General features: G+C 38.3%; 38 protein-coding genes and 1 pseudogene. 12 read left to right on the forward strand and 27 right to left on the reverse strand.

Features of this window, described 5'->3' with window-relative positions:
• Nucleotides 1–79 precede the first annotated feature (79 nt).
• The 20 genes from GEZ84_RS05090 to GEZ84_RS05170 all read right to left on the reverse strand — a co-directional run bounded on the left by GEZ84_RS05090 (nt 80) and on the right by GEZ84_RS05170 (nt 8,535).
• Complete coding sequence (locus GEZ84_RS05090; protein WP_319946422.1) at nt 80–646, reverse strand: tyrosine-type recombinase/integrase; 567 nt, start codon at nt 644–646, stop codon at nt 80–82.
• An 87-nt stretch (nt 647–733) separates the two neighbouring features.
• A complete protein-coding gene (locus GEZ84_RS05095; protein ID WP_153223737.1) occupies nt 734–1,159 on the reverse strand; it encodes a DUF1492 domain-containing protein in 426 nt (141 codons plus the stop codon).
• Between the two features lie 57 nt (nt 1,160–1,216).
• Entirely contained in the window at nt 1,217–1,498 is a 282-nt protein-coding gene (locus GEZ84_RS05100; protein WP_153223738.1) for a DUF3310 domain-containing protein, read from the reverse strand.
• Nucleotides 1,495–1,896: a YopX family protein gene (locus GEZ84_RS05105; RefSeq protein ID WP_153223739.1), complete on the reverse strand. Its 402-nt coding sequence runs from the start codon at nt 1,894–1,896 to the stop codon at nt 1,495–1,497. Before GEZ84_RS05105 ends, GEZ84_RS05100 begins: the two co-directional genes overlap by 4 nt.
• Before the next feature lie 40 nt (nt 1,897–1,936).
• Nucleotides 1,937–2,485, reverse strand: a complete 549-nt coding sequence (locus GEZ84_RS05110) for a hypothetical protein (RefSeq protein ID WP_153223740.1) — start codon at nt 2,483–2,485, stop codon at nt 1,937–1,939.
• 103 nt (nt 2,486–2,588) lie between these two features.
• A complete protein-coding gene (locus GEZ84_RS05115) occupies nt 2,589–2,849 on the reverse strand; it encodes a DUF1372 family protein (RefSeq protein ID WP_153223741.1) in 261 nt (86 codons plus the stop codon).
• On the reverse strand, nt 2,846–3,439 hold the full coding sequence (locus GEZ84_RS05120; RefSeq protein ID WP_153223742.1) for a hypothetical protein: 594 nt from the start codon (nt 3,437–3,439) through the stop codon (nt 2,846–2,848). Before GEZ84_RS05120 ends, GEZ84_RS05115 begins: the two co-directional genes overlap by 4 nt.
• Nucleotides 3,439–3,957 (reverse strand): DUF1642 domain-containing protein, encoded by a 519-nt coding sequence (locus GEZ84_RS05125; RefSeq protein WP_153223743.1) that lies wholly within the window; start codon nt 3,955–3,957, stop codon nt 3,439–3,441. The genes GEZ84_RS05120 and GEZ84_RS05125 overlap by 1 nt, the downstream gene beginning before the upstream one ends.
• The gene (locus GEZ84_RS05130; RefSeq protein WP_153223744.1) at nt 3,935–4,138 is read right to left on the reverse strand and encodes a hypothetical protein; all 204 of its coding nucleotides are present in this window, start codon (nt 4,136–4,138) and stop codon (nt 3,935–3,937) included. The genes GEZ84_RS05125 and GEZ84_RS05130 overlap by 23 nt, the downstream gene beginning before the upstream one ends.
• A gap of 114 nt (nt 4,139–4,252) precedes the next feature.
• Nucleotides 4,253–4,480 (reverse strand): hypothetical protein, encoded by a 228-nt coding sequence (locus GEZ84_RS10845; RefSeq protein WP_153223745.1) that lies wholly within the window; start codon nt 4,478–4,480, stop codon nt 4,253–4,255.
• A complete protein-coding gene (locus GEZ84_RS11065; protein ID WP_319946423.1) occupies nt 4,480–4,674 on the reverse strand; it encodes a hypothetical protein in 195 nt (64 codons plus the stop codon). The genes GEZ84_RS10845 and GEZ84_RS11065 overlap by 1 nt, the downstream gene beginning before the upstream one ends.
• 14 nt (nt 4,675–4,688) lie before the next feature.
• Nucleotides 4,689–5,459, reverse strand: a complete 771-nt coding sequence (locus GEZ84_RS05140; protein WP_153223746.1) for an ATP-binding protein — start codon at nt 5,457–5,459, stop codon at nt 4,689–4,691.
• A 14-nt stretch (nt 5,460–5,473) separates the two neighbouring features.
• Nucleotides 5,474–5,611 carry a hypothetical protein gene (locus GEZ84_RS10700; protein WP_194252031.1) on the reverse strand — a complete coding sequence of 46 codons (138 nt, stop codon included), beginning with the start codon at nt 5,609–5,611 and terminating at the stop codon, nt 5,474–5,476.
• Complete coding sequence (locus GEZ84_RS05145; protein WP_153223747.1) at nt 5,599–6,405, reverse strand: phage replisome organizer N-terminal domain-containing protein; 807 nt, start codon at nt 6,403–6,405, stop codon at nt 5,599–5,601. Before GEZ84_RS05145 ends, GEZ84_RS10700 begins: the two co-directional genes overlap by 13 nt.
• Nucleotides 6,398–6,694, reverse strand: a complete 297-nt coding sequence (locus tag GEZ84_RS05150) for a hypothetical protein (RefSeq protein WP_153223748.1) — start codon at nt 6,692–6,694, stop codon at nt 6,398–6,400. The genes GEZ84_RS05145 and GEZ84_RS05150 overlap by 8 nt, the downstream gene beginning before the upstream one ends.
• Before the next feature lie 15 nt (nt 6,695–6,709).
• Nucleotides 6,710–7,030, reverse strand: a complete 321-nt coding sequence (locus GEZ84_RS05155) for a hypothetical protein (protein WP_153223749.1) — start codon at nt 7,028–7,030, stop codon at nt 6,710–6,712.
• Between the two features lie 10 nt (nt 7,031–7,040).
• Nucleotides 7,041–7,331, reverse strand: a complete 291-nt coding sequence (locus GEZ84_RS05160) for a hypothetical protein (RefSeq protein WP_138702333.1) — start codon at nt 7,329–7,331, stop codon at nt 7,041–7,043.
• 81 nt (nt 7,332–7,412) lie between these two features.
• Entirely contained in the window at nt 7,413–7,571 is a 159-nt protein-coding gene (locus tag GEZ84_RS10705; RefSeq protein ID WP_194252032.1) for a hypothetical protein, read from the reverse strand.
• Between the two features lie 8 nt (nt 7,572–7,579).
• Complete coding sequence (locus GEZ84_RS05165) at nt 7,580–8,290, reverse strand: ORF6C domain-containing protein (protein ID WP_153223750.1); 711 nt, start codon at nt 8,288–8,290, stop codon at nt 7,580–7,582.
• Between the two features lie 17 nt (nt 8,291–8,307).
• Nucleotides 8,308–8,535, reverse strand: a complete 228-nt coding sequence (locus tag GEZ84_RS05170; RefSeq protein WP_153223751.1) for a hypothetical protein — start codon at nt 8,533–8,535, stop codon at nt 8,308–8,310.
• On the opposite strand from GEZ84_RS05170, the gene GEZ84_RS05175 reads away from it, so the two are divergent.
• Entirely contained in the window at nt 8,523–8,858 is a 336-nt protein-coding gene (locus GEZ84_RS05175) for a hypothetical protein (protein ID WP_228113019.1), read from the forward strand. The two genes, GEZ84_RS05170 and GEZ84_RS05175, sit on opposite strands and share 13 nt — an antisense overlap.
• 2 nt (nt 8,859–8,860) lie before the next feature.
• On the opposite strand, the gene GEZ84_RS05180 is transcribed toward GEZ84_RS05175, so the two are convergent.
• On the reverse strand, nt 8,861–9,058 hold the full coding sequence (locus tag GEZ84_RS05180; protein WP_153223752.1) for a hypothetical protein: 198 nt from the start codon (nt 9,056–9,058) through the stop codon (nt 8,861–8,863).
• 10 nt (nt 9,059–9,068) lie between these two features.
• Nucleotides 9,069–9,266: a hypothetical protein gene (locus GEZ84_RS05185; RefSeq protein ID WP_001057654.1), complete on the reverse strand. Its 198-nt coding sequence runs from the start codon at nt 9,264–9,266 to the stop codon at nt 9,069–9,071.
• A 51-nt stretch (nt 9,267–9,317) separates the two neighbouring features.
• Between GEZ84_RS05185 and GEZ84_RS05190 the strand changes: the two genes are divergently transcribed.
• On the forward strand, nt 9,318–9,848 hold the full coding sequence (locus tag GEZ84_RS05190; protein ID WP_153223753.1) for a hypothetical protein: 531 nt from the start codon (nt 9,318–9,320) through the stop codon (nt 9,846–9,848).
• Here GEZ84_RS05190 and GEZ84_RS05195 read toward each other — a convergent pair whose 3' ends face one another.
• The 5 genes from GEZ84_RS05195 to GEZ84_RS05210 form a co-directional block, all read right to left on the reverse strand.
• Nucleotides 9,849–10,007: a hypothetical protein gene (locus GEZ84_RS05195; protein WP_153223754.1), complete on the reverse strand. Its 159-nt coding sequence runs from the start codon at nt 10,005–10,007 to the stop codon at nt 9,849–9,851. It abuts the gene before it with no gap.
• A gap of 99 nt (nt 10,008–10,106) precedes the next feature.
• Nucleotides 10,107–10,292 (reverse strand): helix-turn-helix domain-containing protein, encoded by a 186-nt coding sequence (locus GEZ84_RS05200; RefSeq protein WP_000274132.1) that lies wholly within the window; start codon nt 10,290–10,292, stop codon nt 10,107–10,109.
• A gap of 131 nt (nt 10,293–10,423) precedes the next feature.
• Nucleotides 10,424–10,612: a helix-turn-helix domain-containing protein gene (locus GEZ84_RS05205; RefSeq protein WP_153223755.1), complete on the reverse strand. Its 189-nt coding sequence runs from the start codon at nt 10,610–10,612 to the stop codon at nt 10,424–10,426.
• A gap of 92 nt (nt 10,613–10,704) precedes the next feature.
• Nucleotides 10,705–10,839, reverse strand: a complete 135-nt coding sequence (locus GEZ84_RS11025) for a hypothetical protein (protein ID WP_265586402.1) — start codon at nt 10,837–10,839, stop codon at nt 10,705–10,707.
• A gap of 73 nt (nt 10,840–10,912) precedes the next feature.
• On the reverse strand, nt 10,913–11,059 hold the full coding sequence (locus GEZ84_RS05210; protein ID WP_153223756.1) for a hypothetical protein: 147 nt from the start codon (nt 11,057–11,059) through the stop codon (nt 10,913–10,915).
• A 162-nt stretch (nt 11,060–11,221) separates the two neighbouring features.
• Here GEZ84_RS05210 and GEZ84_RS10850 point away from each other — a divergent pair.
• The 10 genes and pseudogenes from GEZ84_RS10850 to GEZ84_RS05255 all read left to right on the forward strand — a co-directional run.
• Nucleotides 11,222–11,410, forward strand: a pseudogene (locus GEZ84_RS10850) (helix-turn-helix domain-containing protein); the annotation flags it as partial.
• Nucleotides 11,411–11,515: 105 nt separating this feature from the next.
• The gene (locus GEZ84_RS05215) at nt 11,516–12,319 is read left to right on the forward strand and encodes an XRE family transcriptional regulator (protein ID WP_319946425.1); all 804 of its coding nucleotides are present in this window, start codon (nt 11,516–11,518) and stop codon (nt 12,317–12,319) included.
• 139 nt (nt 12,320–12,458) lie between these two features.
• Nucleotides 12,459–13,409, forward strand: a complete 951-nt coding sequence (locus GEZ84_RS05220; protein WP_153223758.1) for an Abi family protein — start codon at nt 12,459–12,461, stop codon at nt 13,407–13,409.
• A gap of 164 nt (nt 13,410–13,573) precedes the next feature.
• Entirely contained in the window at nt 13,574–14,719 is a 1,146-nt protein-coding gene (locus GEZ84_RS05225; RefSeq protein WP_153223759.1) for a tyrosine-type recombinase/integrase, read from the forward strand.
• Between the two features lie 132 nt (nt 14,720–14,851).
• A complete protein-coding gene (locus tag GEZ84_RS05230; RefSeq protein WP_153223760.1) occupies nt 14,852–15,421 on the forward strand; it encodes a CYTH domain-containing protein in 570 nt (189 codons plus the stop codon).
• 112 nt (nt 15,422–15,533) lie between these two features.
• Nucleotides 15,534–16,493: a ribose-phosphate diphosphokinase gene (locus tag GEZ84_RS05235; RefSeq protein WP_153223761.1), complete on the forward strand. Its 960-nt coding sequence runs from the start codon at nt 15,534–15,536 to the stop codon at nt 16,491–16,493.
• A gap of 9 nt (nt 16,494–16,502) precedes the next feature.
• Nucleotides 16,503–17,618, forward strand: coding sequence for a cysteine desulfurase family protein (locus GEZ84_RS05240; protein ID WP_153223762.1), 1,116 nt, complete (start codon nt 16,503–16,505; stop codon nt 17,616–17,618).
• A gap of 4 nt (nt 17,619–17,622) precedes the next feature.
• Nucleotides 17,623–17,970, forward strand: a complete 348-nt coding sequence (locus GEZ84_RS05245) for a DUF1831 domain-containing protein (protein WP_000863540.1) — start codon at nt 17,623–17,625, stop codon at nt 17,968–17,970.
• A gap of 7 nt (nt 17,971–17,977) precedes the next feature.
• Entirely contained in the window at nt 17,978–18,193 is a 216-nt protein-coding gene (locus tag GEZ84_RS05250) for a DUF4649 family protein (protein ID WP_153223763.1), read from the forward strand.
• Between the two features lie 82 nt (nt 18,194–18,275).
• Nucleotides 18,276–18,917, forward strand: a complete 642-nt coding sequence (locus GEZ84_RS05255) for a redox-sensing transcriptional repressor Rex (RefSeq protein WP_319946424.1) — start codon at nt 18,276–18,278, stop codon at nt 18,915–18,917.
• Nucleotides 18,918–18,930: the final 13 nt, after the last annotated feature.

Consider the following 18,930-nt stretch of genomic DNA (forward strand, 5'->3'; position numbering starts at 1 on the left):
TTATCAAGCGTTTATCTTGCATGCTTGAAATGAAATCATCATAACCTTAAAACAATGAATTGATGTTAAAATAAAAAAATTAAAAGCCTTGAAACTTCGTCATGGCTCGGTCTTGTGAATCTTGATTTTTGCCGATATATCGTAGTGAAATACTCTGGCTTGAGTGGTTCAGTAGGTCCATTATCAGAGCGACATCCTTGGTTTGTTCGTACATGAATAAGCCAAAGGTCTTTCTCATCGAGTGAGTAGCTATGTTTTCTAGACCAACTTCTTCAGCAGCTCTTTTGATAATCTTATAAGCTGTGTTAGGTTTTATGTGTTGGTGCTTACCGTTTCGGCTTGGAAAGAGGAAGTCTTCATCTTTCTTGTCTTTGATGTACTGTCGCATAGCATTCTTGAATTTCTTTGGCATCTTTCGTTTGGTTGGCTTGTCTGTCTTTTCATCGACGATCTGGACATGCCAACCTTTAACGTGCTTTACTTTCAGTTTAACAATATCGCCAATACGAAAACCAAGATTAACACCAGACAAAAAGAGCATGAGGTTACGTTGTCTATCTAACTCTTTGACTGCGCTATGCAACGTCAGCCATTCAATCATAAGCTGAACATCATCTCTATTTCTGATTGGTTCGACAACTACCACATATCCTCACCTCCTTTTCTAGGGCACAAAAAAAGCAGAGGTTTTCTCTGCTATTCTTCATGATACTAATTTACCACATTAAAATTATCATTTGCTATCATTCTTATCATACATTTTAGATAATTTTAGTAACGCTTTATGTTTTGCTCGCTGGATGGTTGCAGGGCTACAATTTAGTTTGATTTGAACCTCTTTCCAAGACAATCCGTCAATATACAATAATCGCATCACAATGTTTTCCACTGGATCATCGAGCGACTCAATCGCTTGAACGAGTTCGTCACGTTCGTGGTACATTTGTTTGATTTCTTCATATAGCTGATCTGACTTGTCAATGATCAACACATTCAATTCTTCAGTTTGATTCTTGTTGCTTTTTGATTTCGGCATGCTATCGAACTGCTGCCCTCGTAAAATACCTGACTTCAAACTGATGATTTCCTGGTGCTTTGACTTCGCTTTGATATCAATATAAGGCAGAGCCTTCAATCTTTTTTTGATGTCTATTGCCAAACCTTACCTCCTGATGTATTTTTACGCAATTGATAATATTTTACTCATGATTAGTAATCACGTTGCCCGCACCGTTAACAGTGACCCAGCCGTGTTTCTCTCTGGCTCATGCTCCATCTCCTCAATCAACCAATCAAGGTTCTTGCGTGCTTTCTTCAGGTCCTCAAGACCATTCTTTTTCTGAAACCGAAGCATATACTTGATTGCGTTGCCCCAAAAGAAAGCAGACGCTCCAGAAAGGTTCCCAACGAAGTTATGCACAACATCGATAGCCTCAAGACCGTTTGCGCCTTGGTAGTGGCTTGGTTTATTTACGTTATCAATTATTTCTGGTTTCATTCCTTATCCTCCAAAAGTTCAGGGTTTTCATAGACGTTGCCAACAACTCTATAAGAGTAAGTTTCATCGCTAATAATTTCATGAAAGGGTGCAATATCATCTACACTTATTGCTTCTATCATAAAGACAGCTTGCTCATTATCCCAAGTCAATTTTGCATTCCCAAGGACTTCTCCTTCATCTTCAATTTCAAGAACATCCCCATCAAAGATTTCCTTGCCGTTCTTATCTTTGAGTCCTGTTGATTGCATGAGATGAAGGTCGTTGTTTACTATCCAGTCACCAGCAACAGAGTCCTCATCAATAATCCAAATATCGCCATTTCCAACCATCACCTCGTCTGGTTGATACATACGATTTAATGAGCCGCCATCATACGCTCTAAATTTTGGTGTCATTTTTCTTCCTCCTTAATCTTCTTCATTTTTCTATTTATCCTCAAAACTGCCCTTTTTCTCTCAGTTCTGCGTAGTCATTTAAAATTCCTCGCAACTCTTCTGGTTCTACTTGAAACTCTTTGAACCAACTACCACTGAGCGATATATGCATATACTTCATATCTACAAAATCCATTGGAAGCAAGAGACAATAAGGGTTGTCAACGCCTGTACTTTGTTCTCTTTCCAAAAATGCAACTATGAAATCCTGCTTACCTTTGCACCTAATCCTCCAATAATTTGTATTTCCTCCAGAATATAACGAACTATATTTCACATCAATCGTCATATTTTTAAAAACAAAATCATAGACAGGGTTATTTTTCTCGAAAAGCGAATTGGCATCAACAGCGTCAGGTACTAGAGTCTGAAACAACTGTTCTGCTTGTCCGCCTAACTTAGCTCCTTTACTACCAAATTGGATTTTGTCAGTAATCTTCAAGACACCAGCTTTACGTAATTTGATATGTGCAATGTGCATTGGTAAACCACTCAAGCGTACAGCTGTTCTAAAATCTCCATGCTCCAGATATAAATCTACAATATCCATTACAACTCCTTTTAAATATTTTCAACATGTCCAGTTTCTAGCGCTTTTTGTGAAAATTCTTCAAACTGCTTAATACAATCATCGTATTTTTTGTTACAAAGTGTCACAGCATCACCTCATCCCCAACTTTGACTTTCTCATACACGTCCTTCGTAACCACGAACACCCCGTAGTCACGAATGGTCACTGTATACAACTTCCCATGTCGTCCTTTCTCAAGGACTCTACCGAATATCTCAGCGCCTGCGTTATCTGCCTTGTAGATAACCATAGGACGCTTCTCTTCCAAATCTCGAATCCTGTCCATTTGCCAGATGTTTAGTCCAGCAGATACAAGAATCCAGATTGCGATAAAACGTTTCATTCTGTAATCTCCTCAACAGTGAATTTAATTCGATGACTTCCAATGTTGAAGAAATTATCAACACCTATTTTCTTTTCACTTGATACAATTTTCATTGCAGATTCCATCACTTTTTTACCAAATAAAAATTGATTTTCATAAAAGCGTTTTTGAACTTCGTCTAATTTTTGGTAAGGCGATACATAATTTTGTTCAACCGTCATTTCTTCTTCAAATCTCCTATTTTCATCATCAGGAGAAAGGGAATGATTGTAGATTTCTGGGAAGTTAAGCTCTTTTAACTTTTCTAACCCTCTCATCATCTCTGAATAAGCATTTCTTTCTTTTGCGTGTTTCTTATAATTCGTAACGCCTGGTTGTTGCTTAGCTAAAAATTTAATCTCTGCATTGGAAAGTTTGTACTTGATACACATCTGGGCATCTATCCAAAAAACATCTGCGTCTCCTCTATGCCAATTAAAATCATTTCTTTCTAAATCTAATAGCAAATCAACGACTTCTTGGCCACGTTGGCTTTCTAGCAAATCATTGTCAACAGGCTTAGTTACCATAACCTCGGCAATCCAGTCTAGCCAAACACTGTCTTCCATCACTCCACCTCCTTAATCTCAATCCCTGGGCAATCAAACACCCAGCCGAACCCAACTTCTTCAAGCTCTTTTCGGGTGTGATTTGTGCGATGATTCTTAGAATTACCACTTATACCAAAGTACCAAGTAGCAAGTTTTTTGTTATTGGCTAGACATCCATTGATACGATTCATACCTTTCACCTTCACCAAGTACCGCTTCTCTTTCTCGACCTCGTAGCCGTCCAGCCATGCACGAGCGAAGAGGTCTTGGTTGCTCGCCTTTTTAATCCATAATATAAAATCGAAACTTTGGTTGTGTTCTTTCATAAAGTTTGGAGTCATAGCAGTATATAGACTAGTTGTTAAATGTTCTTTACAAACCTCAATCCAATCCGCCACAACCTGCGGAACTTTGACTGGTTGCGGTTCGTCTAATTGTTCTAAATCTTGTAAAAAGATTTGGCGCGCTAGCTCTACCCTTTCATCCCATACACCCTCAAGTTTTTCATACTTCTCAATCAATCGCTGTACTTTCATCTTCCGACTCCTTCACTTTCTTTCTTAATTCTTTATTCTTTTTCTTCAACAAATCACGCTCCAGCGCTCTAATCCGTCTCTTGCGTGAATCGCACGGCTTAGAATACTCGATTATCTTTTCTTCGTTTTGCTCGATTGTACGTTTCAGTCCTTTAATGACTGACTGTTTGCTGTATTCCATGTTTTATCCTGTTTATAAAAATCCAGCTCTTGCCCCTCATGGCTCAAAGACACAAGAGCTAGCAAATTCTTTATACGTCATTCGTCCAAGTCTGACGCATATTCTAGCTCGCTTTTAACGTGGTTCGCGGCACGTTGATTTTGTTGCTAAGTAATAGCAATCTACCGCACCATAATCAAACCTCACATCGTCTTTTCCGATATATTTTTTGAATTTTGGTCTGGTGATACCAGAGAAAGCCCACTGATGGTCTTCCATCTGCTCAATGAGATCATCGACATTGTCAAACCTCCCAAGGTAAAACTTGCAGTGCCCATTGTAGACGAAGTAGAGATTTAACATCACTCCACCTCGACAGGGTAGAAGTTCCCAAAGGAACCCCTCAATGCCTTGCCGACCTGTACGGCGGCCGACCGAGAAATAAACCGCATGGCTTTCTTCTCTTCTGAACATGAAATGTCCAAGCCAGTCACTCCGATAACTGCGGACATCAGAAACGGCTTATCCTCTCTTGTCCCATGCTTTAAAATAAACATCAGCCACCTCCATTCTAGAAATATTGCTTCCGCTTGTTTGTCAAATCATTGAAAACCATCAAATGGTCTTTATCCACACCCTTCATCAGTCTGGACATGAAGGGTCTCCCATATCTTTTCTGAATATCCGCAGAAATCAAATTCGTGGTAATGATTGTATTTGAACGCTTATTAAGGATATTGTAGAGAATAGTAAACGACCATTCGCTATCCTTCTCCATGCCCAAATCATCCAAAACCAAGAACTTAGCACTAGCAATCTTATTGACCAGAAACTCTTCCTGACTAAAATCAGCTTTAATTTTCATCAGCAAGTCCGTCACGTTGATAAAAATAGCAATCTCTTTCGTGTACTCAGATAAAGCTTTTACCATCGCAAAGGCCAAATGGCTCTTACCTGTCCCAGCTTCTCCTTGTAGCACGATGTTGTTCCTAGCACCCTCAGACCACTCACGACAAATCCTCTTTGCAAAAGCTAGCTTTTCTGCTTCTTTTTCAGTGGGTATCTCAAAGTTGTCCAAGGTCGCATTTTTCAAAACCTCATCATAAAGAGAAAACTTCTCAAGATAGTATTTCCTCTTTCGCTCATTCTCAGCGTCGGCCAGTTCATTCACTCTTGCTTGATTTTCCTCATGGATCCGCTCAGATTCACACATGCGACATACAACACTGTCAGTACGCAATATCTTTATCAAAGGGATGTTATGCTTTTCGCAAAACTCATCTTGTTGTTCAGTATTCCTGTGATAAGATAAGGCAATTTCCTCAAACACATTGTCTACCATACTAGCCGACCTCCTCATTCATGCCAGCTGGCCATTTCAGACAAGCAGGCAATCACTTGATGAATTGGCTGGCTTGCTAAAAGAGTTTTCTTCTCGTAGCTTAATGGATAGTAGTCTATCTCGAATTGCTCAATTAGTTCTAGTACCCCCATTCGTCCTTAGCCTCCTGTTCTTCTTTCTTATCCTTGTTCTTCTTTTCCGATTGACGAACCTGTTCAACAGTGGTAACATTGTTCATCTGCCAATTTCTTAAAATCCCACCAATATATTTGATGTTCGGCTTTCCTGAGTTAATAGCAGTCTTCAGTGCTTCTTTCACCAAATCCACATCATTCTCATTTAGTAGATGGTTGATTTCTTCAATTTCAAATCCAGATAAGAGCCTACGAAATTCAGATTGAAAAAGTTCTAAAATATTTTCTTCACTACCACTACTAGTAGTAGTTATTCTTTTCTTATTCTTATCTTTATCTAATCTATTCTTATTCTTATCTTTATCTTCTTCTAGTGCGTTACCATGCGTTACTGTAACGTTACCTGTAACGTTACCAAGAGCAAGATTTTTCTGTTTTTTACGGTATTTGGCTACACGGTTGCGTGTCTGTTCCTTGATTTTCTCCATTCCGTCAACGTTTTGATGTTTTTCCCAATTTGGCAAGCTAATGATACCATCAATAATCTCAACCATCCCAAACTGTTCAAAAACTCCAATAGCCATTCTTACTGTATTCAATGGTCTACGAAAAATAGTAGCTAACATTTCATCTGTATAGTGAACCTTATCAGTCATCATCAGCAAACCATTACTGTTATGTTTTCCAGCAAGTGTCAAAATCTTGAACCATATCACTAAGACGGCATCAGGATCAGGCAAGGCGTCAATCAGACAAATCTTTTCATCGTCAAAAATATCGGTTGTGATTTTAATCCACTTGATTTCAGACATACCGAGCCCCCCACTTCCTACGGTTGGCACGGTACTTCATCCGCATATCCTCATAGATGTGCCTACCTTCTAACTCTAGTTTTTCAAGCTTGAGCAGACGATTTTTAGAGACCACATCACGATAGTTCTTAGCTAGTTTTTCATAGTCATTTAGGTATTTTTTGATAAGTGAAATTTTCTTGTTTTCCTCCTCTGCAAGGAGCTTGAAGTCCAATCTTTCTTGGTTGGATGCGATGGTATGGTTGTTTAGTTGGATTTCACAATCCAGCCATTCAATCAATTCTTCCATTTCCTGACCTCCTCATTACAAAAATCTGATTGTAGACTGTTTCGGCTCTGGCAAGGCTAGAGGCTCAGGGCGCAATCCTACAGGCGGTTCGTTGTCATAGGTGAATCCTTTGAAGTCTCTACGGATATTCTTGCGAATTTCTTGCCATTTGTCCTCTCTACCACGTTCGTATGCACGATTACGCACTTGGATAATCATAGACGCAAATTCTTGCTCTTCTCGTCTTTCTTCTTCCTTGCGTTTTTCCTGCAATTTGATATGACGGCAAAGCCCTGCAAATCCAAGTAGCAAGGCTCCAACACCCATTAACTGGTCTAAAATCGGTGGTTCAAACATTTTTATCTCCTTATGCTCTTAATTTTCGTACTTCTTTCTCTAATTCCAAAATCTCATAAACATCATTGATATCGTACATAATATATTTCCCTTGCTTACGAAATCTCAATCCTTTACGTTCTAACTTCTTAATATAGCCATGAGTGAAGCCAAACTTCTCCATCAAAGCCTGTTGATTGATTGGCATGCGATCATTCTCTAACTGCTCCTTGACTTGCTTTTCAGCAAAGGCCAATAATTGATTCGTGAACAATTCAGCACTTTCGCCATCCAATCGTAATTGTAACGTGATACCTTCCATTTTCTACATCCTCTCAACTATGCGGGCAAGCATTTTTGTGATATAATGGTTTTAATTATTTAAGTATGCGCCTGATTGCCGTCAGGTGCTTTTTGTTTGAAAAGTTTTACTTTCCATTGCCCTGAGTTCTATCTCATGGCTGACTTGTTTCAATAGCTTCTCACACGCTATCTTAGCTTCTCTGTACGTTGTGTTCTCGCTGATGAAGTAATCAGCAAGTTCAATGATTTTATCTTCCATGCCTACCCCTACGCTTGACTAAATGCGTTCAGTTCCATAATCTTCATTTTAGTATTAGTGCTTGGCTCCCACGTCATCCAGTAAGCAAGAGCGGCATCCGCATGCTTCTTGGGTAGCAAGTCATAGCGACTAATGTTGAAGTGGTCTTTAAAATCAATCTCAGCTTGTCTAAAGACTGACTGAGCGAAATTCTTATCCGCATAAGCTGGGCTATCAATACCACCTAAACAAGCCACAACCCTAGCCTTACGCTTCTTCAGGAGCGATTTAGCATAGCTTGGATGAATCGGTTGCTCGCTCTTGAGGTAGTCGATATCTTCTAGCATGGTCGCCTGTTGCTCACGCAATTTCTTCTGTCCAGTAAAGAGAGCAATAAAGGCATCCTCGTCCAAGTCCTCACGGATAAATCCGCCCTGCTTGCGAATAGCTGGCAAGACTTCTGAGGTCACCCAACGTTTAAACTCTTTCGCTTGAGGTAATTTACTGGATAAGATAAGAGAGTAGAGCCCAGATTCGTTGATGATTAACATATCCTGTGTTCCACCACTAGTAGGGATGCCCTGTTTTAGGGCGTCCTCTTCATCAACGTGAAGAGCAATCGCATTTCTAGCCTTGCTATATCCTAGGATGTCTGCAACATCTTTCCCAACGAACCAAGGCTCGTCATCAATTGTTAAAGTACGGACTTCCTGCCAGTGAAAATTAAAAATTTCGTTCATAAAGTTCCTTTCTAAATCTAGTTATGATTAGGTGTTTTTTGTTGCATAGCACGTTTTCTGATAGCTTTCCTCAAACAATCAGCCAACTGTCCTATGTCAGCAATATTGCTTCCATTGATGCAACCAACAGCACCCAAAGCTTCATAATAGGTTTCTGTATGTGCCAAAACATCGTCAACCATATTTTCAAAATGTTTCTCAACGATTTCTTTGATAAAATCACTATCTTGTCTTGGATTGTCCATTTTTTACTCCTTTTCTAAAAATATACTCAACTACTATTTCTGTTATAATAAAGCAGAAAGGAGGTGAGAATAGGCACAAAATAAAAGTTACTTTTTCAGATGGTACCGAAGCTATTTTCCACGAAGAACAAACTTTTCAAACTTGGAAAACTTCAAACAACTCAGTTTCATTAGGTGAGCTTAGTGGACTTTGGTATCATCATCACGATGGTTTAGTTCCTAGTTTTTTAGAAATAGTAGCAAACGCTCCGTTTTTCTTTGATATTGAAAATCCATCTCTTATCTATGCTTCTGCATCTATTGTGAAAATAGAAGCTATATAATTTCACACTAGGCTATTCAAGGCACGTTTCCTAATTTCGTCTTGAATAGCTTTTGTCATTGCTAAACCATGTTCTGAAAAATCAGTATATTTTGACACAAGCGAAATCGCTTGTGAATATGTCCTTGATTGTTGAATTGCTTCATCAGCCCTCTTCTCAATAAAGCTTTGGATGTCATCTTTTAAATTCTCTAGTAGCATCTCCACCCTCCTACTCCAGCACCTTACTGCCGACTACCAATCGTTTAACGACAACGTCCATCTCCTTAAATTCGGCATTCTCTGCACAGTAGCGGACACTCTCGCTGATGATGTGACAAATAGATACGCCGTACTCGTTCGCCAACTCCGTAGCAATCTCCCAGGCATCTTTGTCAATCCGTGTTACTTTTTGCGCTGCGTTGTTCATAATATTCCTTTCTAAATTTGGTATAATTAAAATAAAAATTTGAGGTTATATATGCTTAGCGATATTATTAATATTATTTCCATCATTGCTTCTACATCAGTCAGTATTATATCGATTTACTATTCACACAAAGCCGTCAAAATAGCCAGTGAAGCCAATAAACTTACAGCAGAGATAACTGAAGAAGCAAATCGTCCTGTTATCGTTGCGTACTTAGATACTATAGAAATCAATGACTTCCATAAATATCTAGTTATAAAAAACTTTGGGAATACTTCTGCAACTATCCTAGATTTGAAATTTTCAAAAGAAATTGACGAACTGGGTTTTAATATGTCATCCCTAGTCGGTTATACCATGGCTCCCTCGCAAAAATTTATGCACATACTTGATAATCGCTTTAAAGAGACCATTGTTGCTAATATCATTTATCAGAACCAAGCAGGTAAAGTCTACGATGAAGTATATCTAGTAAAAACTGATGCAACATCAAAACTATTGTGGATAGGTAGTAGTGATACTGATAAGACAAGAAAACTTTTAAAAAATTCTGTTGAGGCTATCATCAAAAACCTTAAATAATTATTCTGGCAACTGTGAATATTTCTCAATTGTCTCAATAGTATCAGCAAGAACTGCTTTAGCCAGTCCGCTATTCAGATTATGATTACGAAGAACTTGCAAAAGTTCTTTTTTGATTTTTTCCACGTCATCTTCAGTTAGATATTCTAAACACATCATCCCTCTTTCCTTTCTTTCTCCTCAACAATATAGGTCACTGTCCTCAATATCTCGTTGAGGGCTGTTCTTTCTAGTTCGTTCATTCCGTTTTCCTTCCTCCTACAACATATCTTCCACCCTACACCCTAGCGCCTTGGCGATGACCACCGCCTGCGACAGCGTCACTGCCTTCAAGTCGTTCTCGATACGTGACAAGGTCGTGTAGTCTATCAAGGTTCGCTTGGCAAGTTCACGCAAACCCAGCTTTTGAGCCGTTCTCAGCTCCCTCATTTTCGCTCCATACATTGACTTTTTCCTTTCTACTAATAGGTCTTTTCAAAACTGTTGGTACTTGTCAACAGTTTTGATAGAATTATTCTATCGATTTTGAAAAAAGTTTGACCTTTTTGACCAGTTTAATTTATTAAACTTTTTATTTACATAAAATCTTTCAAAGCAACATTCAAGCCAACTGCTATTTTATTTAAAGTTCCTAACTTTACATCTTTAGTCACACCTGTTTCTAGGTATGTAATTGTCATTCTTGAAACTCCTGATTTTTCGGCAAGTTCATCTTGAGACAAGCCTTGTTCTTCTCTCAGTTGCTTTATTTTCTTACCAATCAATTTAACCTCCTTATATAATATGCTCGTTGTTTAATTTATTAAACTTTTTATCTTTTGTATAAGCTGGTCTATAAAAAAACCAGCTTATACATTCAAGAGATAGTATCCTCTAATAATTGCTTTTCCATTGAAACTTTCTTAAGTTCCTTCTGAATCTTGTAATCCTGATAAGAAGACCACAAGAAAGCAATGATTAGACCAGCATAAATGATATTTAGTATTGTCATAATGCTTTTTTTATGATATGATAGATTTACAAGTATCAGCTGGGGCTTTCGCCCCTAGCCTAACTTGATTGGGTTATCTACTAGCTTTCTTATTTTCGAGAGCTAGTTTTTTTATTTCTTGCTTTAGTTTCTCTATTTCTGCTCTCTTATGCTGTCTTTCAACATGCTTGTCAAGCAAGAAACTGATTGCTAAAGCTAGTATAACACCTTGTTCTAACATATCTTTACCTCCTGATTATTTGCAAGGTTTTGGTCGCCCTATCAACCTTACACTTATAGTTTAACAGATTAAACAACAGTTGTCAAGCGGATTAAACAAAAAATTTGATTTTTTTTTGATTTTTTTGTAAAATATATTAAACAACAGGAGGACTGGTATAAAATGAGAATAGGTACAATTATAAAAGAATATAGAAGCGTCCATAAATTATCTATGGAAAAATTCGCTAAACTAGCAGGGAAAAGCAAGGGATATATTTCCATGTTAGAGAAAGGTGAAAATCCAAATACTAAAAAACCAATCTCTCCTTCATTAGAGACATTACAAAATATCGCTTCAGCTATGAATATGGATTTTGATATTTTGGTTTCTCAATTAGATGACAACCAACTCATTTCAAACTCCACTACTCTTTCAGTATACCCAGATTTTCTTACACATCAAACAACTGACAAAATAGGAAATATACAAGATATAGCGAACAGAATTAGAGAATTGCGTTTAGCAAATAATTTAGAACAAACAGAAGTAGCTGATTACTTAGGATATAAATCAGATACAACGGTCTCTAAGTGGGAAAATGGAAAAAATTTGCCAACTGGTGCTAAATTAGTGAAATTAGCAAAACTTTTCAACACAACAACAGATTATATTCTACACGGTAAAGATATAAATACCACAGCGTCCCCAGATTTGCTCACACAGCAGATAACGGACAAGGTGGTACAATTAACCCCCGATAATAAAAAAATCGTCCTACGGACTTCTGAGGAGCTTCTGGAGAGGCAAAAAGCAAACGGCGAGATGTACACAGAGCAAAACGAAGAAGAAACGAAGATAAACGAAGTATCGGAAGTTATCAGCTTGTACCAAGTTGAGGTTGTATCTGAGACGGCAGCAGCTTGTGGATTTAACTATGGATTTGGGTACGACGATACAGACAGAGAGATTATAGACGTTGACGAGCAACCACCACGTCACGATATTGCGACTAAGGTCAGCGGAGACTCCATGCAACCTGACTACCAAGACGGAGACATTCTCTATTTAGTAGACAAAGGACTGACCACCTACAACGGAGACCTAGCAGTTATCGCATACGGAGACCGTTCTTACTTCAAGAAGATCTATACCGAAAACGGACGCTTACGCCTAGTGTCCCTCAATGACAAGTACGAAGACATCATCCTAGACTTCCCACCAGCCGAAGACACACACATCAAGATTTATGCAGTTGTCGGGGTGTATAGAGGGGAATAAAACCAAATTTAACAAAAAGCTTGACAAAAACAACAAAAGACTCTATAATGAAATTAATCTAAGTGAATGCTCCCCCCTGGGAGCCTAGAAGAGTCTTTGTATCTATACAGAGGCTCTTTTTGATTTACGGAGGAGAGATATGGAAACAAAACCTTTTAAAACATTTCGAGAGCAGATAGAACTCCTAAAATCTCGAGGGCTTACCATCCGAGATGAAAACAGGGCAATCAGCATTTTATCGACATACAGCTATTACGAAATCATAAACGGCTATAAAGAAATTGGTATTGAACAAGGAGAGAAATTTAAAGAGGGCGCAACATTTGAAAAACTCGTAGACTTTTTCCTCATGGACAAAAGCATACGAACAAATATCAATCTAGCATTACAAGAAATAGAGGCTCATCTTAGAACCGTTCTTTCCTACGTAGTCGCAGAACATTACACTGCAGACCAAAATAAATACCTTCAAAGAGAGAACTATGAACGAGGTGCTAAAAAATTCAAAGAGTCTGAACGATCTAAGTTTCTACGTAAATGTTATAAAATCACCCAAGATAAGACTCAACCATATAAACATTATCGAGAAAAGCATGGCAACGTGCCGCCTTGGATTCTTGTTAAAGGGATGACTTTTGGTCACCTAATCACTTTTTATAAACTACAAAAGTCGCATATAAAGACAGAAGTTATCCAGCGCATGACAGGACTAGACAAAGAAAATATAGATAATGATATTAAACAATTGTTTATCAATGTATTTTACTTCTTACTCTCCTATCGGAACAGATGTGCCCATCTTGGAAGAGTTTATAACTTCACAACAGAAAAGAACAAAATCAATTACAATAAATTCTTTCACAATCGATTGCACATCACAGAAGAAGATTACAAGAATGGGCAAGGACAAAACGGCTTGAGAGCACTCATCTTTTCCCTAACCTTATTCAAAACTTGGGGTCCAGTATCACCAGTGGGATTATTGAACTTCCAGATTATGGAAGCTATCAACTCCTATCTGTTGAAATATCCAGAAGATAGAGATTATATAAACCAACAAATAGGCGGTGAACTTATTCCTATCGTCTAAACAAAAAATCCCCACACTCGCCATCGCCAAACGTTGAGTGTGAGGATTCAACTTTCCATCAAGCAAGCAATGGAAAGGATGATAAAAAAATACACCTATAGTTTATCATAAGTTCTACACCTTTTCAACTATGCGGGCAAGCAATCGAAAAGAAAGGACTTTTTATGATAAAAAAATATATTACAAAAAAAGGAGAGACTAGATATCTCTTTCAAACATACCTGGGCATAGACCCTGCAACTGGGAAAGAAAAGCGTACAACACGCCGTGGTTTTAAAACCATTAAAGAGGCAAAGGCTACCGAACGTGACCTTCTCTTAGATGTTGAAGAGAACGGTTTTTCAAACAATGAAGATTTCCAGAATCCTACTTTCGCTGAAGTTGCTGAGTTATGGCTTGATAGCTATAAAAACACTGTGAAACCAACAACCTATCAGAACGTTAAGAAAAAACTTGATGTTATGATTGACTTGTATTTTACAGATATGAAAATCCAGCAGATTAGTGTAGCTTATTGCCAAAAAGTTGCTATCCAGTTAAGTAATCGCTATATCCTCTATGCCAATTACTACTCTGTCATCAGCCGTATTTTCAAGTATGCCACTTCTATTGATATTATTAAGTCAAATCCCTTAGATAAGATTATCAAGCCGAAAAATAGGCCATTAAAAGCCAAAGAAAACTACTATACAAAACAGGAGCTAACAGAGTTTCTTAAAGTTTGCAGAGTAGATTGTAAGCCTGTAGAGTATACCTTTTATCACTTACTAGCTTTTACTGGTTTGAGATGTGGTGAGGCACTTGGGCTCATGTGGTCAGATGTTGACTTTGAAAATAAACGATTAAGCATTTCTCGGACAGCTGTCGTTGTGAATAAAAAACAAACTGTTCAGGGCCCTAAAACCAAAATGAGTAAGAGAGTTATCACTTTAGATGATGAAACTCTGAATGTATTAAAAATCTGGAAACGTCAGCAGATAAAAGAATATTTTAAGTCTGGTGTGCCTTACAAAAATGATTCGAATTATATTTTTACGAATAGTTTTGGAGGTTGGATTTCTCCTTCAGCTGTGAAAGAGAGACTTAGAAGGTTCTTTTGTGAATACAATGATATCAAGAAAATTACTCCTCACGGGTTCAGACACACACATGCTTCTCTTCTCTTTGAAGCTGGTGTTACAGCAAAAATCATTTCAGATAGATTAGGTCACAATAATGTTCAAACAACCCTTGATATGTATACCCACATCAATGACAATCAACGTGTTGAAATCGTGGATCAGCTCATGACTTTTATCCGTTCAAGCTAAAAGTAAAGTCGTATTCAATCTCGTATTCACTTTTAGATAGACACTATAAAACCAATGATTTCAAGGGTACAGGAAACCGTGAGCAGTTTATACCATAAATCCGCTTTCAACGATAAAGAAAAGGTAAGAAAAATGAAACATTTAGAAATTGAATTGAAAACACTATTGAAAAAAGATGAATACAATCGTCTAAAAGACCAATTCACAGGTGTCACTCCTGTTCTTCAAAAAAATTACTACATCGACACGCCTGATTTTGAACTGCGAGAAAAGAAAGTCGCTATGCGCATTCGAACCTTTGAAGACTGGGCAGAATTGACACTCAAAGTCCCGCAAAGTGTTGGAAACATGGAATACAACCAAAAATTGCAACTAAAAGATGCTGAAAACTATCTGATCAAGGAAGAACTTCCTCAGGGGCTGGTTCTTGATGAATTAGCGAAACATGGTATCCAAACTAGTGAGTGGCATGTGCTTGGTTGTCTCACAACGCTTCGCTATGAAATGCAAACAGCTATTGGTCTCATGGCGCTGGATGAGAGTCAGTACTTTGATATTACAGATTACGAATTAGAGATTGAAGTTGAAAATCACGAGAAAGGCAAACAGGATTTCCAACAATTTTTAGAGGAAAATCAGATTTCCTACCAAAAAGCTCCTTCAAAATTGGTTCGATTTGTCAAAAGCATGAAAAATAGCTGAAATAATCTCCATTTTTTGGTAAAATAGAAAAGATAAAAATACACACATCCTAGTTCATATATGTAAGGTAGATATAACTAGGTTTTATAAAGTTTACAGAGGACGGTCTATAATGTCAGATAGAAAAAATATGAAACTTTTCGCACTCAACTCTAACCAAGAGATTGCTCAAAAAATTGCTCAAGCTGTTGGTGTCCCACTTGGAAAACTATCATCACGTCAATTTTCTGACGGAGAGATCCAAGTGAATATCGAAGAGAGTGTCCGTGGTTATGATGTTTACATCATCCAATCTACAAGTTTCCCTGTTAACAACCACCTAATGGAATTGTTAATCATGGTCGACGCTTGTGTGCGCGCAAGTGCCCACAGTATCAACGTTGTCCTTCCATATTTTGGCTATGCACGTCAAGATAGAATTGCATCATCTAGAGAACCACTAACAGCTAAACTAGTTGCTAACATGCTGGTTAAGGCTGGTGTTGACCGTGTCCTTACTCTTGATTTGCATGCCGTTCAAGTTCAAGGCTTCTTTGATATTCCTGTTGACAACCTCTACACAGTTCCCCTATTTGCAAAACATTACTGCGATAAAGGTCTACTTGGCTCAGATGTTGTCGTGGTTAGCCCTAAAAATTCAGGGGTAAAACGTGCTCGTAGCCTGGCTGAATATCTTGATGCTCCTATCGCCATTATCGACTACCCTCAAGACGATGCAACTCGCAACGAAGGTTATATTATCGGTGATGTTGAAGGTAAGAAAGCTATCTTGATTGACGATATTTTAAATACAGGACGTACCTTCTCTGAAGCTGCTAAAATCGTTGAACGTGAAGGGGCTACAGAAATTTATGCTGTTTCTAGCCACGGTCTCTTCGTTGAAGGAGCTGCTGAACTTCTTGATAATACTAATATTAAAGAAATTCTTGTAACTGATTCAGTAGCAACAAAAGAAAAAACTCCTAAAAACGTATGCTACATCACTGCTAGTGAGTTAATTGGTGATGCCATCGTCCGTATTCACGAAAGAAAACCAGTCAGCCCACTCTTTGCCTACAACAAAAAGAAATAAGGTGATTCTTTGATTTATTTGGACAATGCTGCAACGACTCCTATGTCAGCAGTTTCTATTTCAGCGATGACCAAAGTTATGCAAGAAACCCACGGAAACCCTTCTAGTATTCATGGTCATGGTCGGCAAGCTGGCAAACTCTTGCGAGAAGCCCGTCAGGAGCTAGCTCAGTTACTGGGGACAAAACCTCAACATATCTTTTTTACTTCTGGTGGGACTGAAGGCAACAATACTGCTATCATTGGTTACTGCCTTCGTCACCAAGAACAAGGAAAACATATCATCACAACTGCCATTGAGCATCATGCTGTCCTTGAAACCATTGATTACTTGGTTCAACACTTTGGGTTTGAAGTAACCATTATCCAACCAGAAAATCAAGAAATCACAGCCCAGCAAATTCAAAAGGCATTGCGTGACGATACGATTTTGGTTTCTACCATGTTTGCTAATAATGAGACAGGAAACCTACTGCCCATTGCTGAAATTGGCCAAATACTCAAGCAACACCCTGCTGCCTATCATGTCGATGCAGTTCAAGCTATTGGAAAAATCCCTATTCACCCAGAAGAATTGGGCATTGATTTTCTCACTGCTTCTGCCCACAAGTTCCATGGTCCTAAGGGAATTGGTTTTCTCTACGCTTCTAGCATGGACTTTGATTCCTATCTCCATGGCGGAGACCAAGAACAAAAAAAACGTGCAGGAACTGAAAATCTGGCTGCCATCGTAGGCATGGTTGCAGCCCTAAAAGAGGACCTAGAAAAACAAAAAGACAATGTTCAACATATACAAAATCTAGAAACTGCCTTTCTGGCAGAGCTAGAGGGAATTCAGTATTACTTGAATAGAGGAAAACACCATCTTCCTTATGTCCTCAATATTGGGTTCCCTGGTCAGAAAAATGATCTCTTACTCCTTCGTCTAGATTTAGTTGGAATTTCAATCTCTACTGGCTCAGCCTGTACAGCAGGCATTGTCCAATCAAGCCATGTTCTTGAAGCCATGTACGGGGCAAATTCAGAACGCTTGAAGGAATCCGTTCGCATCAGTCTCTCGCCACAAAATACTGTTGAAGACCTACAAACCCTCGCAAAAAACTTAAAAGAAATTATCGGAGGTTAGCCATATGGCATTTGAAAAAACCATTCAGTTAAAAAATTGTCGTTACGACTACACTCTTAGCCCTTCTGTTAAAAAATTCACCCTCAAAGACAACACCTTTTTTGAGACCAAAGTTGGTAACTATGAACTAACTCGCCTTTTGGAAAAAGTTCCAAACAGCGGTGAAGGATTCCAACTGAAAATCATTATTAACAAGGAACTTACAGGTGCTAAAATCAATATCACTGACAAGTTCGGACTACGTTTAGTTGATATTTTCAAATCAGAAGACCACCACATTCATCAGGAAAAATTCTATTTCCTCATGGATAGCTTGGTAGAGCGTGGTGTCTTTACAAAATCAGAAAGATAAAGCTAAGATGTTTGAACTTACCTATAAGGATAGCTACCAAGTAGAGCGTACACTCAAGTATGAAGATTATGAAGCTCTCATGCTGGCTTTGTCAGGATGTGTGACCCTACCAGATACACTTTATGTGACTTCTCTGACTTTTGAGGGGCAGGAAGTTTATCAAGGGTTGGTCGGAGATCTCTACCGTTTTCTATCACAAACAGAATTTTTTCATCAAAACTAAGATTTTTCTTAGTTTTTTCTTATTTTTGTTGATTTTTTCACAATGTTTCTATAAAATAGAAGAATAGAAAGGTTGTGATTTTGTGAAAGATAAACAGTCTGCTATTCCAAAAGCTACAGCAAAAAGACTCTCTCTCTACTATCGAATTTTTAAGAGATTTCATGCAGAAAAGATTGAACGTGCCAACTCTAAGCAAATTGCAGAGGCTATCGGTATTGATTCAGCGACCGTACGTCGTGATTTTTCCTACTTTGGTGAACTAGGTCGTCGTGGTTTTGGCTATGATGTCAAAAAACTGATGACGTTTTTTGCCGATTTGCTCAATGATAACTCCATTACTAATGTTATGCTGGTTGGTATTGGAAATATGGGTCATGCCCTTCTACACTACCGTTTCCATGAGCGTAACAAGATGAAGATTATCATGGCCTTTGATCTAGATGACCATCCTGAAGTCGGTACACAAACTCCTGATGGTATTCCCATTTACGGGATTTCTCAAATCAAGGATAAAATCAAGGATGCTGATGTGAAGACTGCTATCCTAACTGTTCCCAGCGTCAAGTCACAAGAGGTTGCCAATCTCTTGGTGGATGCTGGCGTGAAAGGTATTCTCAGTTTTTCACCAGTCCATCTACATTTACCAAAAGACGTGGTTGTTCAGTATGTCGATTTGACAAGTGAACTCCAAACCCTCCTCTATTTCATGAGAAGAGAGGATTAGAAAGCGAAAATCA

The organism is Streptococcus mitis (assembly GCF_009496155.1).
Lineage (GTDB): Bacteria > Bacillota > Bacilli > Lactobacillales > Streptococcaceae > Streptococcus > Streptococcus mitis_BQ.